Genomic DNA, 14,545 nt, shown 5'->3' on the forward strand with positions numbered 1-14,545 from the left:
AGAGACTTCAGGGTCATGCATCGGTGAAGCCCTGGATGCCCGCCTTCGCGGGCATGACGATAGCGGGCTGCGCGGCCGCCGAGCGTACGCGGGCCTAGGCCGCGCGCCGCTGCGCCATCAAGGCCTCGATCTCGTCGGCGCTGCGCGCCAGCCGCGCGGTCAGCACTTCGTGGCCTTCCCTGGTGATCGCCACGTCGTCCTCGGTGCGGATGCCGATGCCGCGCCACTTGGGTTCCACCGTGCTGTCGTCGGGCGAGACGTACAGGCCCGGTTCGATGGTGAACACCATGCCCGGTTCGAGCAGGCGCGATTCGCCGTCGATGCGGTATTCGCCGACGTCGTGCACGTCCATGCCCAGCCAGTGACCGGTCTTGTGCCGGTAGAAACGCTTGTAGTGGCCGTCGGCGAGGTTGCGCTCCAGCGTGCCCTTGAGCAGGCCCAGCCGCAGCAGCCCTTCGGTCAGGGTCTGCACCGCGGCGTTGTGGCCGGCTTCGTAGCTCGCGCCCGGCCGCGCCTGCGCCAGCGCCGCGGCCTGGGCCGCGCCGACCAGATCGTGCAGCGCGCGCTGCTCGGGCGTGAAGCGGCCGTTGACCGGGAAGGTGCGGGTGATGTCGGCGGCGTAGCCGCGGTACTCGGCGCCAGCGTCGATCAGGACCAGGTCGCCGTCGCGCGACTGCGCGCGGTTGGCGCGGTAGTGCAGCACGCAGGCGTTGGCGCCGGCGCCGACGATGCTGCCGTAGGCCGGCTCGGCATCGTAGCGGCGGAACACGCACTCGATCTCGGCCTGCAGTTCGAACTCGTGCATGCCCGGCCGCGCCGCGCGCATCGCCGCTTCGTGGGCGAGCACGCTGATGTCGGCGGCGCGCTGCATGAAGCGCAGTTCGTCGCGGTCCTTGAACAGGCGCAGCTCGTCGAGCAGGTGGCCCAGCTCCAGGAACTCGTGCGGCGGCTGCGCGCCCTGGCGCACCATCGCCCGCACCCGGTTGAGCCAGCCGATCAGCTTGAGGTCGAACTCGACGTCGCGGCCGAAGTGGTAGTACACCCGCGAGCGGCCTTCCAGCAGGCCGGGCAGGATGTCGTCGAGGTCGGCGATCGGGTACGCGTCGTCCAGGCCGAACGCCTCGACCGCGTCTTCCGGGCCGTAGCGCGGGCCGTCCCAGGCTTCGCGCTCGCGGTCGCGCTCGCGGCAGAACAGCAGCACCTCGCCGTGGGCGCGGCCGGGCACCAGCACCAGCACCGATTCGGGCTCGGGAAAACCGCTGAGATAGCTCAGGTCGGAATCCTGGCGGAACGGGTAGTGGGTGTCGCGGCTGCGCACCAGTTCGTGCGCCGAGGGCACGATCACGATCGCATCCAACCCGGCCATTTCCATCAACTGCCGGCGCCGGCGCGCGTACGCCTTGTCCGGCATGGTCAGCGCGGCGTGCATTTCAGTTCAACCGCTGCCGGCGGCGCGCGGCCAGGACCACGTCGCCGTGCAGGCCGAGCGCGGCGATGCGCACGAACTCTTCCAGTTCGGTCAGCGCCTGCTCGTCTTCCTCGTCGCCCTCTTCCTGCGGCGCGGTGGCGGCGAACTTGGCCAGGTCGCCGAGCGCTTCGCGGCTTTCCTCCGACAGGTTGGGCGCGGCGCCCGCGGCCAGGCCGAAGCCGCCGAGGAAACCGCGGCACCAGTCGAACAGCGCGCCGCTGCGCTCGCTCAGCGAGGCCTCCGCGCCGGGCAGCAGCAGTTCGAAGCCGAATTCGTCGTCGCCCATCTGCGCCGCGCTGGCCTGGCGCAGGCGGTCGAGCGCGCCGTCGGCGGCCGGGGTCGCGGCGGAGGCGTCGGCGAGCACCTTGGCCGGCCATTCGCGCACGTCGGCGCCGCCGCCGGCGAGCCAGCCGCACAGCGCGCCGTGCAGTTCGGAGGCGGAGGTGCTCAGGGTCAGGGCCTGGCTTTCGGCCTCGACCTCGGACAACAGGGGGAGTTGGTTTGCGGGCACGGGCACGCCAAGGAAGGGGGAATGCCGGCAGTTTAGCGCGCGCGGCCGGCGCCGCGCCGATCCTCACGCGGCCTACACGGGCGATGCGCGCGGCCGCGCCGAGCGCACGGTTTTGCAGGCCATTGCGCGCGCGCCGCGAGGCCGGGCCGCGCCAGAGCTTGTTGCCGCCATCAGCGCCTGCCTACACTGCGGCTCTTGCGTGCCTGCGCCACGGTGTCCGTGCGTCCTTTCTCCCCCGCCACCCTGCTGACCGCTGCTGTGATCGCCGCCGTGCTGTGGCTGGCGACGTGGCCGCAGCCCGTGGCCGCGGCGACCCGCGATTTCTATTTCTCGCGCCTGGGCAGCGAGCTGGGCCTGAGCCAGAACTCGGTGACCGCGTTCGCCCAGGACGCGCACGGCTTCGTCTGGGTCGGCACCCAGGGCGGCCTGCACCGCTACGACGGCCAGCGCTACATCGCCTACCGCCACGACCCGCGCGACCCGGCCAGCCTGCCCGACAGCCACGTCACCGCGTTGGCCCTGGACGGCCAGCGCGCGCTGTGGATCGGCACGCACTCCGAATACCTGGCGCGGCTGGACCTGGCCAGCGGCAGCATCCATCGCTACGGCGCGCCGGAAGCGCAGGCCGGGCGCCAGGTGGTCGCGCTGCTGGCGTGGCGCGAGCAGGTGCTGATCGGCACCCTCGCCGGCCTGGAGCGGCTGGACCCGCAGACCGGCGCGCGCGAGTTGCTGCTGGCGCTGCCCGGCGAAGCGGCGCGCGCCGCGCCCTGGCAGGGCCTGGTCCAGGGCCGCGACGGCAGCGCCTGGTTCGCCAGCGCCGCCGGCCTGCACCGGATCAAACCCGACGGCCGGGTCGAGCGCATCGGCGCGCCGATCGCGCTGCGCAGCCTCGCCCTCGACCACCGCGGCGTGCTCTGGGCCGGCGGCGCCGACGGCCTGTACCGGCTCGACGGCCGCAGCGGCGTGCTGGTCAAGATCGAAGACGAAAACCTGGCCGGGCTGCGCGACGCGCGGGCCCTGGTCGAGGCGCACGACCACCGGCTGTGGATCGCCGGCTTCGGCAGCGGCCTGTACCGCTACGACCCGGAGACCGGCCACAGCCAGCGCATCCACGCCGAACCCGGGGTCGAGGCGAGCCTGCCGGAAGACACCATCGACACGCTGATGGTCGACCAGGGCGGGCTGCTGTGGGCCGGCGGCACCTTCCGCGGCGTGGCCGTGGCCGACCCGCGCGGCACCCGCTTCAGCTACGTGCTGGACCTGGAGGACTCGCGCCCCGACCGCGCCGCCGCCGACGCCAGCATCCGCGCCCTGGCCCAGGACGACAGCGGCGCGATCTGGATCGGCACCGACAACGCCCACCTGCGCCGCTACGACCTGTCCGGCGACCGCTTCCAGGACATGACCGCGCTGCTGCCGGCGGCCTCGCGCCGGATCGCCGCGATCGCGCGCGAACCCGAGCGCGCGGCGGCCCCGGCCGAGCCGGGCGCGAAAGACGCCGCGGCGAAAAACACCGCCGCCGCGCCCCGGACCACGCCGCCCGGGCGCCTGTGGCTGGCCACCGCCAGCGGCCTGCTGCGGCTGGACCCGGGCACCGGCCGGATCGAGGCGGTCGACCTGCGCGGCTACAAGGACGCGGCCCTGCGTTCGCTGCGCTTCGCCCGCGACGGCAGCCTGTGGCTCGGCGGCGACGAGATCGGCGCGCTGCACTACCTGCCCGACAGCGGCGTGCTGGTGCGCTATGCCTATCGCGAAGGCGATCCCAAGGGACTCAGCCATCCGCGCGTCAACGCCATCTTGGAAGATCGCGCCGGCCGGATCTGGTTCGGCACCGGCGACGGCCTGGACCTGCTCGATCCCAAGGAAAACGGCGGCAGCGGCTATCTGCGCCACTACCGCCACGTCACCGACCAGGCCGACAGCCTGCCCGGCAACACGGTGCGCGCGCTGCACCAGTCCGCCGACGGTTCGATCTGGGTCGGCACCCAGGCCGGGCTGAGCCGGGTGGTGGAATTCGGCGACGGCCGCATCCGCTTCGAACACCCGCTGGCCGAAGTGCTCGGCGACCATCCGGTGCCGGTTGTGTTCACCCTCGCCGAACGCCCCGACGGCCGCCTGTGGCTGGGCACCGACAACGGCATCCTGCGCTTCGACCCGGGCGCCTCGCTGGTGCGCCGCTACGGCCTGGCCGACGGCCTGCAGGATCTGGAGTTCAACGCCGGCGCGGTCGCCGCGCTGGCCGACGGACGCCTGGCCTTCGGCGGCGTGCGCGGGCTCAACCTGTTCGACCCGGCGCGCATCGCCGATTCGCGCTACACCCCGCCGGTGCGCCTGCTCGGCGCCTGGATCGGTTCGGACACCAGCGCCGGCTCCAGCGCGCTGTGGCAATCGTCCAAGCTCGAGATTCCCGACGGCGCCGGCATCCTGCGCCTGCGCATCGGCGCGCTCGACTTCGGCCCCAACAGCGGCATCCGCTATCGCTACCGCATGGACGGGTTCGACCGCGACTGGATCGACAACGGCCCGCGCCAGGACATCACCTACACCCGCCTGCCGCCGGGGCGCTATCTGTTCCGCGCCCAGTCGACCAACCGCGACGGGGTGTGGAACACCCAGGAGCTGACCATCCCGGTCAGCGTCGACCCGCCGCTGTGGCGGCATCCGCTGGCGATCGCCGCCGCGGCCCTGGCCGCGCTCGGCGTGCTGCTGAGCTTCGGCTGGCGCTGGCACCGCGCGCGCCAGCGCGAACGCGGCTACTTCACCCAGATCCGCGAACGCGAGGAACGCCTGAAGCTGGCGCTGTGGGCCTCCGGCGAACAGTTCTGGGACTACGACCTGACCCGGCGCGAACTGCACCGCATGCGCGTGGACGACCACAACGCGCAATCGCCCGAGATCGGCGTGCAGGCCGACATCGCCGACGACCACGAGATCCATCCCGACGACCTGCCGCGCGTCGCCGAACTGCTGCGCAAGCACCTCAAGGGCGACGCCGCGCTGTTCCTGTCCGAGCACCGCATGCGCACGCCCAAGGGCGAATGGGGCTGGGTGCGGGCGCGCGGCCGGGTGGTCGAGCGCGACGGCGAAGGCCATCCGGTGCGCGTGGCCGGCACCGGCCGCGACGTCACCGCGGTGCGCAGCGCCGAACGCGAACGCCGCATCGCCAGCGAGGTGCTGCGCTCGATGGCCGAGGCGGTGGCGGTGTTCGACCGCGACTTCGTGTTCGTCTCGATCAACCCCGCGTTCTCGCGCATGACCGGCTACCCGGAGAACGAAGTCATCGGCCAGACCACCGGCCTGCTCGACAGCCGCCAGCACGATCCGGAGTTCTATTCGGACATGCGCGACGAGCTGCAGCGCAGCGGCCGCTGGTCGGGCGAGATCTGGCAGCAGCGCAAGGACGGCAACGAATTCCTGTGCTGGCTGCAGGCGTCCATCGTGCTCGACAGCAGCGGCCAGCGCGGCCACTACGTCGCGGTGCTGACCGACATCACCGACCAGAAGCGCGCCGAGCAGGAACTGCGCTACCTCGCCAACTACGACACGCTTACCAGCCTGCCCAACCGCACCCTGCTGTCGGAGCGGCTGTCGCGGGCGATCGTGCGCGCGCGCCGCCACGGCCACCGCATCGCCCTGCTGTTCCTCGACCTGGACCGCTTCAAGGACATCAACGACTCGCTCGGCCACGCCGCCGGCGACCGCATCCTGCGCGCGGCCGCGGTGCGCCTGCAGGAAACCGTCGGCGCCGAACACACCGTCGCGCGCCTGGGCGGCGACGAGTTCACCGTGGTGCTGGAGAATCTCGACACGCCCGAGCAGGCCGAGGACGTGGCCCGGCGCATCATCAAGGCGTTCGAATCGCCGTTGGATTTCGACGAGCGCCACGACGTCGCGATCTCGCCGTCGATCGGCATCAGCGTCTATCCCGACCATGCGCAGGTGCCGACCGACCTGCTCAAGCACGCCGACACCGCGATGTACCAGGCCAAGGCCGCCGGCCGGCGCACCTTCATGCGCTACACCGAGGCGATGGATATCGAGATCCGCCAGCGCGCGACGATTTCCGCGGCGCTGCGCAAGGTGCTCGACCGCAACGAGCTGCGGCTGGTCTTCCAGCCGCGGCTGTCGCTGCCAGAGGCGCGCATCACCGGCGTGGAAGCCCTGCTGCGCTGGCACAGCGCCGAGTACGGCAACATCCCGCCGACCCAGTTCATTCCGCTGGCCGAGGAAAGCGGGCTGATCCTGGAAATCGGCGAGTGGGCGATGCGCGAAGCCTGCAACCGCCTGCGCCAGTGGCGCCAGCACGGGCTCGACCAACTGTCGGTGTCGGTCAACGTCTCGGCGATCCAGCTGCTGCGCGGCGACCTGCCGAAGATGGTCGCCCGCGCGCTCAGCGAAAGCGGCATCCCACCGTGGCGGCTGGAGCTGGAACTGACCGAAAGCGTGGTGATGTCCAACGCCGCGCACACCTCCAACACCATGCAGGCGCTGCGCGAACTCGGCGTGGCGCTGGCGGTGGACGACTTCGGCACCGGCTATTCGTCGCTGGCGTATCTCAAGCGCCTGCCGATCAATACGCTGAAGATCGACAAGGAATTCATCAGCGACCTGACCCGCGATCCCGACGACGAAGCCATCACCACCACCGTCATCACCATGGCCCACTCGCTGGGCCTGAACGTGGTCGCCGAAGGCGTGGAGCTGGAAGAGCAGATGGAATTCCTGCGCGCGCACGGCTGCGACGAAATCCAGGGCTACTGGCTGGCCAAGCCGCTGGAAGCCGACGCCTGCCTGGCCTTCATCAAGCAGTGGCAGCCGCCGCAGAGCGTGCGCGCGGCGTTCTGAGCGCAGCGCCCGGCCTCAGCGGCCACGCCGGTTTTAGTGGGAGGGCCTTCAGGCCCGATGCCTTCCGCTCAGCTCGCAGCGACCTGCAAGAAAAGCACCGGGCCTGAAGGCCCTCCCACAAGAGCGCATCAGCGAACCTTCCTTGAGGGGCTATGTGCGAACGCGAACGCGGTCACGCCGAGACCGCGGCGCAATACCGCACAAATTGCCGCGATTCGCGCCCCGCAACGGCGGATCGGCCGAACTTTGCGGATTAGCCAATCCGGTCAATGTTCATCCGGACCTGCCGCCGATCCGGAGGCTTGACCCTGGACTATGGTCCAGACCGAACACTGGCCGCACACCGAGCGCCACGAACAGGGAGGTGGACTTTGAAGATCGGGGAGTTCGCGCAACGCGTCGGGGTCGGCATCGACACCGTGCGCTACTACGAACGACAGGGGTTGCTGCCGTTGCCGACGCGGCAGATGTCCGGCTACCGGCGTTTCGAGACCAAGGACGTGGCCCGGCTGCAGTTCGTCCGCCGGGCCAAGAACCTGGGCTTCACGCTCGCCGAAATCCGCGAACTGCTGGCCTTGCTCGGCAGCCGCGGCAGCGACATGGCCGGGGTCAAGGCGGCGACGACGCAGAAGCTCGCCGACGTGGAAGCCAAGATCGCCGAGCTCAGCCACATCCGCGATCTGCTGCAAGTCCTGCTCGACTCCTGCCCGGGGCGCGGCGCGGTGGAATGTTGTCCGATCGTCAACGCACTGGAAGGAGAGAAACACATGAGCGCTTCGCATCCCTTGGACAAGCCCGCCGATGGCGCCGCGCCGGCGCAGCGCAGTTGCTGCTCGGCCGCGCGCACCTGCGAGACGCAGGCCGCGGCCGGCGCGGTCGACCCGGTCTGCGGCATGCAGGTGAACATCGAAACCACGCCGCACCACGCCGTGCAGGCGGGCGTGGGCTATTACTTCTGCTCGGCGCAGTGCCGCCAGGAATTCCTGGACACCGGCGCGGCATCGGCCGCGCGCTGACGCCGGCCTGCAGGGGAACGGCCGCCCGCCCCCGCCGGGCGGCCGCAGCGCGGGGCCCGCATCGGGCGCTCGCGTCGCTTCGGATCGCACGTCTCAGCTCTCACGCCGTAGTCCTACGCTTCAGACCGAACGCTTCGTAGCGCGCGCTGCGAAGCCGCACGCCACGCCGCTGCACGCTTCAAAGCCGCACGCTTCAAAGCCGCAGGTTTCGACGCCATGCGCATCGGATCGGCACTGTCGCGATCCGCGCGTTTTCGGCCCGCCGTTGCAAGAACTCAATCCAGCCAGTCGCGACCGCCCGGTCGCGGCGCGTCCGCCTGCGCGCCCGCGACGGCGTGCGCGCGCCATCCATCCGTCAGCCAGAGGGAACCATGAGCACCGCCACCATGATCCTGGACCCGCAACCCGCCAGCGCCGCGCCGCCGCGCGCCGCGCCCCAGGCCGCGCACACGCCCAACTGCCTCGCCGACGCCCTGCGTCCGGGCGCCTCCAACGCGCAGATCGCGCTCGCCGCCGACGAACTGCTGGCGCTGGTGCGCGAGGGCCTGTCGGGCGACCAGGCCGCCTACGCGCAATACCAATCCATCCTGCTCGACCTGCACCTGCCCGGCGAGCCGCGCAGCGAACCGACCCGACGCTGGCTCGCCAGCCAGATCTATTCGGTCGAAGACCAGTTCGCCCCGGCCCTGCCCGAATTCCGCCCGGTGCCGGTGGCGGAGTTCCGCGCCGTCATCGACGCCGAGATTGCTTCGCGCACCCGCGTGCGGCATCCGATGTCGCAGCACCTGTTCCAGGGCGAACCGTCGCAGCAGGACGTGCGCAGCTTCCTGCAGCACCACTGGAACCGTTCGTACAACTTCTACAGCCTGCTGGCCGAGCTGGCGTTCCGCTTCCCCGACATCCGCGACGCCTCGGTGTTCTACCGCAACCTCTACGGCGAAGCCGGCGCGGAAACGCCCGAGCGCTCGCACCCGGCGCTGCTGTCGCACCTGATGGTCCACTTCGGGATCCCGCTGGAGATCGACTTCGCCGCGCTGCATCCGCTGGAGAAGGCCTACCTCAACAACCGCATCCGCTGCGTGCGCCACACCGACGTGGCCTGGGGCCTGTCGCTGCTGTACGCGGTCGAATCGGTCAGCTGCGTCAACCATCTGCGCATCTACGAACTGCTCCAGCGCATGGGCGTGCCCGAGGAACCCAGCGAGTTCCACCGCCTGCACGGCACCCAGGACGAGATCGACACCGAACAGATGTGGGAGCTGATCGCCAAGTACGCGCACGACGAATCCTTCCAGCGCACCTTCATGCAATCGCTGGCCCGCCACTTCGACATCAACCGCGCCTACTTCGATCTGTTGTGGCGCCAGATGCAAGGCCCCTCCGTCCACTGAGCCGATGCCATGAACGCCGCCCTGAACGCCATCGCCACCGCCCTTCCGACCGCCGAGCGCAACCACTCGTTGCCGCAGCTCGACGCCCTGCAAAGCAACCGCGCCCGCATCCTCGCCCGCGCGCTCGATCCCGAAGCGCCGTTCGCGCACCTGCAAACCGCCAGCAAGACCTTGTCGGCGCTGGCCGAGGACGCGCTCAAGGGCGACTGCGCGGCCAACGAGGAATACCAGAAACTGCTCTACATCCTCTCGCTCAGCGACGACACCGGCACCGCGCTGACCCGCCGCTGGCTGGCCAACGAGGCCTATCGGATCGAGGAACGCCACATCCCCGCGGCGGACGTGCCCGAGCCGCTGTCGGAAGCCGAATTCCTCGCCCGCATCGAGCGCGAAGTCGCCTCGCGCTCGCGCGAGAAGCACCCGATGTCGGAATACATCTTCGAAGGCCGCGCCAGCCGCGCGCAGTTGCAGGTGTTCTTGCGCCGGCAGTGGTTCCGCACCTTCCGCCTGTACCGCGACGCCGCCGACCTGCTGGTCAACCTGGTCGACGTCGACGAAGCCGCGGCGCTGGGCCGCTATCTGTACGGCGAGCTCGGCGAAGAGAGCGAACAAGGCTCGCACCCGCGCCTGCTGGCCAAGCTGCTCGCGGCGATCGGCCTGGAAGCGGATTTCCAGGCGGTCAGCACCCTGCCCGAGGAGATCGCCTATCTCAACAACCGCGTGCGCAGCTTCCGCAATCCCGACGTGGGCTGGGGGCTGGCGGTGTTCTACATCACCGAGATCGTCGTGCCGGGCAACCACGAGAAGCTGTACAAGGCGCTGCTCAAGGCCGGCCTGAGCGAGGACGAGGCCGAGTACTACCGCATCCACGTCAGCCTGGTGCCGCCGCGGGCCAAGCGCGAATGGAGCCTGATCGCCAGGCGCCTGCCCGACCACGCGTTCCAGAAGTCGTTCCTGACTTCGCTGGCGCAGCACTTCCGGGTCGAGCGCGCCTACTACGACGCGGTGTGGGAAGAGATGCAGCGCGTGCCGTAAGCCCTCGCCCGATCCGCAACGCCCGCGCCAGCCCGTCGCCACCGAGCCCGCCGCCATGCCCAGCCACGCCACCGAATCGCGCCTGTATGCAGGCGTCTACTCCGATCCCGACTTCGCAGCGATCTTCTGCGACCGCAACCAATTGCAGAAGTGGCTCGACGTGGAGCGCGCGCTGGCGCTGACCCAGGCCGAGATGGGCATGATCCCGCACCAGACGGCGCAGGAAATCGCCCGCGTCGCCCGCGCCGAAGCCTTCGACCTCGACGCGCTCGGCCGGCACAGCCGCGAAACCGGCCACGTACTGGTGCCGACCATCCGCGCCCTGGCCGCGCTGTGCCGCGACGACTGCGGCGAGTTCGTGCATTACGGCGCGACCACCCAGGACATCCTCGACACCGGCCTGGTGCTGCAGATCCGCGAGGCCTGGCACTGCGCGCTGACGCGGCTGCGCTCGATCCGCGCGCAGCTGCTGCAATTGGCGCTGCGCCACAAGCGCACGCCGATGGTCGCGCGCACCCACGGCCAGCAGGCGCTGCCGACCACGTTCGGCTACAAGGTCGCGGTGTGGGTCGACGAGATCGACCGCCATCTGGAGCGTTTCGACCAGGCCTATGCGCGGGTCATGACCGGCAACCTCACCGGCGCGGTCGGCACCCTGGCCTCGTTCGGCGAGCGCGGCCTGGAACTGCAGCGGCGCACGCTGGCCCGGCTCGGGCTGGCGGCGCCGCAGACCAGCTGGCACAGCGCGCGCGACCGCATCCTCGACGTCGCCGGGCTGCTGGTGCAGGTGGCGGTGACGATCGGCCGCATCGCCAACGAGGTCTACCACCTGCAGCGCACCGAGATCGACGAAGTCCGCGAGGCCGCGCCGGCCGGCAAGATCGGCTCCAGCACCATGCCGCACAAGCAGAACCCCTCGACCATCGATCTGATCAGCGCGCTGTCGCGGCTGATCCGCGCGCAGATGCTCGCGCTGACCGACGCCGCGTTCCAGCAGCACGAACGCGACGGCACCGCGTGGCGGATCGAATGGGCGGCGCTGCCGGAAATCTTCGTCTACACCGGCGCGTTGCTGGCGCGCATGGACGAGGCCCTGGCCGCCGGCCTGGACATCCGCGAACAGCGCATGCGCGACAACCTCGACCTGCTCGGCGGCCGGATCCTGTCGGAGCGGGTGATGTTGGCGCTGGGCGAGCGCGTCGGCAAGCAGACCGCGCACGACCTGGTGCACGAGGCGTCGATGCGCGCGCGCCGCGACGAGCTCGCCTTCGCCGACGCGCTGCTCGCCGACGCGCGCATCCGCGACGCGTTCGCGCCCGGCGCGCTGCAAGCCTTGCTCGACCCGGTCACCTACACCGGGCTGGCGGCGCGGATGGTCGAACTGGTCGCCGACGAAGTCGTCGCCGGCGGCGACGCCGCCGTCGCCCCCCCACTACACCGTCCCCACTGAAGCGGCCGCACAGATCGCGGCCGCCGACATCGCAGTTCGCGGCTAGGCCTCGCGCCCGCGCACGGCCGCTCATGCAAGACCTCGCACGCACAGCGTTCCCACCCCGCCACTCCCGAACGGAAGGTATGCGATGGAACCCCAAACGCTCGTCCCGATTCCGCTGGCTCCCTTCGCCGCGCCCGCCGCGCCCGCGCACTGCGCCACCGGCGCCGAACACGCGCTCGACGATTGCCGGCACGAACACAGCCACGTCCTCGACTCCCAGACCCACGGCGGCGGCTACGCCGGCGCCGCGACCCGGGCGATCTTCTGCAGCCGCTGCCGCCTGCAGCGCTGGCTCGACGTCGAAGCCGCGCTGGCCCTGGCCCAGGCCGAGGTCGGCATGGTGCCGCGCGCGGCGGCGCTGGACATCCAGCGCGCCGCGCGCCTGCCGGCGATGGACATCGAACGCATCGCCGAAGGCGTCGCCCGCACCGGCCACTCGCTGATGCCGCTGCTGCACGCGCTGCAGGACGCGTGCGGCGCCGAAGCGCGCGAGTTCGTGCATTACGGCGCCACCACCCAGGACATCCAGGACACCGCGCAATCGCTGGAGATGCGCGACGTGTTCGACGCGATGGACGCCGAGCTCGACGCGCTGCTGGCGCGGCTGGCGACCCTCGCCGACCGCCACCGCTGTTCGGTGATGGTCGCGCGCACCCACTCGATCCCGGCGCTGCCGACCACCTTCGGCCTCAAGGTCGCCGGCTGGATCGACGAACTGCTGCGCCACCGCGACCGCTTGCGCCAGGCGCGCCAGCGCGTGCTGGTGGTGCAGTTGTTCGGCGGAGTCGGCACGATGGCCGCGTTCGGGCCCAAGGCGATGCCGCTGCTGGACGCGTTCGCGCGCCGGCTCGGCCTGCAGGTGCCGCTGGCCGGCTGGCACGTCGCCCGCGACCGCGTCGCCGAATTCGTCAGCCTGCTGGCGATGACCACCGCCTCGCTGGCGCGCGTGGCCGACGAGATCCGCACCCTCAACCGTTGGGAGATCGGCGAGGTCGAGGTCGGCTGGAGCGCCGGCCAGATCGGCAGCAGCACCATGCCGCACAAGCGCAACCCGGAAGGCTGCGAGCAAGTGGTGGTGATGGCGCGGCTGGCCAAGGCCCAGGTGATGCTGGCGCTGGACGCGATGATCCTGGAGCACGAGCGCGACTACCGCGGCACCCGCCTGGAGTGGTGCGCGGTCGCCGACGTCTCGCACTACGCGCTGATGGCGATCCGCCTGCTCGCCGACACCGTCGCCGGCCTCACCGTCAACGACGCGCGCATGCAGCGCAACGCCCAGGCCTTCAGCGATTCGATCTGCATGGAAGCGTTCGTGTTCGAAATGTCCAAGACCCTGGGCAAGAACAGCGCCTACGAAATCATCTTCGAACTCACCCAGGCCTGCCAGCGCGACCGCGTGCCGATCCGCGAGGCGGTCGAGGCCGATCCGCGCGTGCTCGCCGCGGTCGGCGAAAGCCGGCTGGCGCGATTGTTCGAGCCCGGCGCGCACCTGGGCATGGCCGAAACCATCGTCGACGGCGTGCTCAGCCAAGCCGGCCGCGGGCGCTGAGCGCATCACCCACCACACCCTCACCAGCAAGCATACGAGCCCGGGAGACACGGCAATGGCGGAAGGCAACGCGATGGACCACAGCAAGGTCGAACAATTTTCGGCCCGGATCATGGAGGACTACGGCAACACCCTGCGCGGCGCCATGCTCTACCTGGGCGACCGGCTCGACCTGTTCAAGGCGCTGGCCCGCCTGGGCGCGGTGACGCTGGAGGAACTGGCCGCCGACACCGGCCTCAACGCGCGCTACCTGCGCGAATGGCTCGGCGCGATGGCCACCGGCCAGTACGTGCACTACGACGCGCAATCCCGCCGCTACCGCCTGCCGGCCGAGTACGCGCCGGTGCTCGCCGACGAGGACTCGCCCTACTTCGCCGGCGGCATCCTCCAGCTCAGCGTGCCGTTCGTGAGCATGGCCCCGCGCATCGCCGAGGCCTTCCGCAACGGCGGCGGCGCGCCGGAAGAGGCGTACCCGCTGGAAACCTGGCAAGGCATGGAGCGCATGACCATGCCCTGGTACAAGCACTTCCTGGTGCAGCGCTGGATCCCTTCGCTCGACGGAGTCAAGGAAAAGCTCGAAGCCGGCGGCACCGCGCTGGACTTCGGCTGCGGCAGCGGCCTGGCCGCGATCACGATGGCGCAGGCCTTTCCCAAGGCGCGCGTGGTCGGCGTGGATTTCCACCTGCCGTCGATCGAGCGCGCGCGCGCCAACGCCCAGGCCGCCGGCGTCGCCGACCGAGTCCGCTTCGAAGTCGCCGACTCCGATGCCGTGGTCGGGCAGAAATTCGACTTCGTGACCACCTTCGTCGTCATCCACGACGCCGCCGACCCGCAGCAGATGCTGCACGACCTGCGCGCGACCACGGCCGAGGACGGCACCTACCTGATGGTCGAGCTCAACCTGTCGGAAGAGCTGCACGAGAACATGAACCTGTTCGGCCGGGTGATGTACCCGCAGAGCACGCTGTACTGCATGACCTGCTCGCTGTCGCACCACGGCGCCGGGCTGGGCGCGTTCATGGGCGAGAAGCGCGCCCGCGAGATGGCCAGCGCCGCCGGTTTCGGCCGTTTCCGCAAAGTCCCCTCCGACCGGCCGCCGCTGCCGGCGCTGTTCGAACTGCGGCCCTGAGCCGGCGCGGGCGTGCCGGTCCGGCCGGCGCGCCCGTCCTTGCTCCAGCCATCCAGCGATCCGTCCGCCACCGGCGCGTCGCGCGGCCCGGGCCGCCACACCGGCC

Annotated in this window: 10 protein-coding genes; 8 read left to right on the top strand and 2 right to left on the bottom strand. The window is 70.8% G+C overall.

Annotated features, from left to right (window positions below; all coding sequences use genetic code 11):
- Window positions 1–94 precede the first annotated feature (94 nt).
- Window positions 95–1,429, bottom strand: coding sequence for an aminopeptidase P N-terminal domain-containing protein (locus A7A76_RS04980; RefSeq protein ID WP_206410158.1), 1,335 nt, complete (start codon window positions 1,427–1,429; stop codon window positions 95–97).
- Window position 1,430: 1 nt separating this feature from the next.
- Window positions 1,431–1,979, bottom strand: a complete 549-nt coding sequence (locus A7A76_RS04985; protein WP_206410159.1) for a UPF0149 family protein — start codon at window positions 1,977–1,979, stop codon at window positions 1,431–1,433.
- Between the two features lie 213 nt (window positions 1,980–2,192).
- Between A7A76_RS04985 and A7A76_RS04990 the strand changes: the two genes are divergently transcribed.
- The 8 genes from A7A76_RS04990 (at window position 2,193) to A7A76_RS05020 (ending at window position 14,439) form a co-directional block, all read left to right on the top strand.
- Window positions 2,193–6,824, top strand: a complete 4,632-nt coding sequence (locus tag A7A76_RS04990; RefSeq protein WP_206410160.1) for an EAL domain-containing protein — start codon at window positions 2,193–2,195, stop codon at window positions 6,822–6,824.
- A 36-nt stretch (window positions 6,825–6,860) separates the two neighbouring features.
- Window positions 6,861–7,130 carry a DUF6053 domain-containing protein gene (locus A7A76_RS26290; RefSeq protein WP_428995086.1) on the top strand — a complete coding sequence of 90 codons (270 nt, stop codon included), beginning with the start codon at window positions 6,861–6,863 and terminating at the stop codon, window positions 7,128–7,130.
- A gap of 65 nt (window positions 7,131–7,195) precedes the next feature.
- Window positions 7,196–7,840, top strand: coding sequence for a MerR family DNA-binding protein (locus A7A76_RS26025; protein ID WP_343225284.1), 645 nt, complete (start codon window positions 7,196–7,198; stop codon window positions 7,838–7,840).
- A gap of 371 nt (window positions 7,841–8,211) precedes the next feature.
- Window positions 8,212–9,231 carry an HOASN domain-containing protein gene (locus tag A7A76_RS05000; RefSeq protein ID WP_206410162.1) on the top strand — a complete coding sequence of 340 codons (1,020 nt, stop codon included), beginning with the start codon at window positions 8,212–8,214 and terminating at the stop codon, window positions 9,229–9,231.
- 9 nt (window positions 9,232–9,240) lie between these two features.
- Window positions 9,241–10,266: an HOASN domain-containing protein gene (locus A7A76_RS05005; RefSeq protein ID WP_206410163.1), complete on the top strand. Its 1,026-nt coding sequence runs from the start codon at window positions 9,241–9,243 to the stop codon at window positions 10,264–10,266.
- 55 nt (window positions 10,267–10,321) lie between these two features.
- Window positions 10,322–11,716, top strand: a complete 1,395-nt coding sequence (gene purB / locus A7A76_RS05010; protein ID WP_206410164.1) for an adenylosuccinate lyase — start codon at window positions 10,322–10,324, stop codon at window positions 11,714–11,716.
- 130 nt (window positions 11,717–11,846) lie between these two features.
- Window positions 11,847–13,310 (top strand): class-II fumarase/aspartase family protein, encoded by a 1,464-nt coding sequence (locus A7A76_RS05015; protein ID WP_206410165.1) that lies wholly within the window; start codon window positions 11,847–11,849, stop codon window positions 13,308–13,310.
- 55 nt (window positions 13,311–13,365) lie between these two features.
- Window positions 13,366–14,439 (top strand): class I SAM-dependent methyltransferase, encoded by a 1,074-nt coding sequence (locus A7A76_RS05020; protein WP_206410166.1) that lies wholly within the window; start codon window positions 13,366–13,368, stop codon window positions 14,437–14,439.
- The last annotated feature ends 106 nt before the right edge of the window (window positions 14,440–14,545 follow it).

The organism is Lysobacter enzymogenes (assembly GCF_017168095.1).
In the GTDB taxonomy this organism is placed as follows: domain Bacteria; phylum Pseudomonadota; class Gammaproteobacteria; order Xanthomonadales; family Xanthomonadaceae; genus Lysobacter; species Lysobacter enzymogenes_D.

What these genes read in the sequence shown, in the direction of transcription:
- A7A76_RS04980 (WP_206410158.1), bottom strand. Translation starts at nt 1,429, where the DNA reads ATGCACGCCGCGCTGACCATGCCGGACAAGGCGTACGCGCGCCGGCGC.
- A7A76_RS05000 (WP_206410162.1), top strand. Translation starts at nt 8,212, where the DNA reads ATGAGCACCGCCACCATGATCCTGGACCCGCAACCCGCCAGCGCCGCG.
- A7A76_RS05005 (WP_206410163.1), top strand. Translation starts at nt 9,241, where the DNA reads ATGAACGCCGCCCTGAACGCCATCGCCACCGCCCTTCCGACCGCCGAG.
- purB (WP_206410164.1), top strand. Translation starts at nt 10,322, where the DNA reads ATGCCCAGCCACGCCACCGAATCGCGCCTGTATGCAGGCGTCTACTCC.
- A7A76_RS05015 (WP_206410165.1), top strand. Translation starts at nt 11,847, where the DNA reads ATGGAACCCCAAACGCTCGTCCCGATTCCGCTGGCTCCCTTCGCCGCG.
- A7A76_RS05020 (WP_206410166.1), top strand. Translation starts at nt 13,366, where the DNA reads ATGGCGGAAGGCAACGCGATGGACCACAGCAAGGTCGAACAATTTTCG.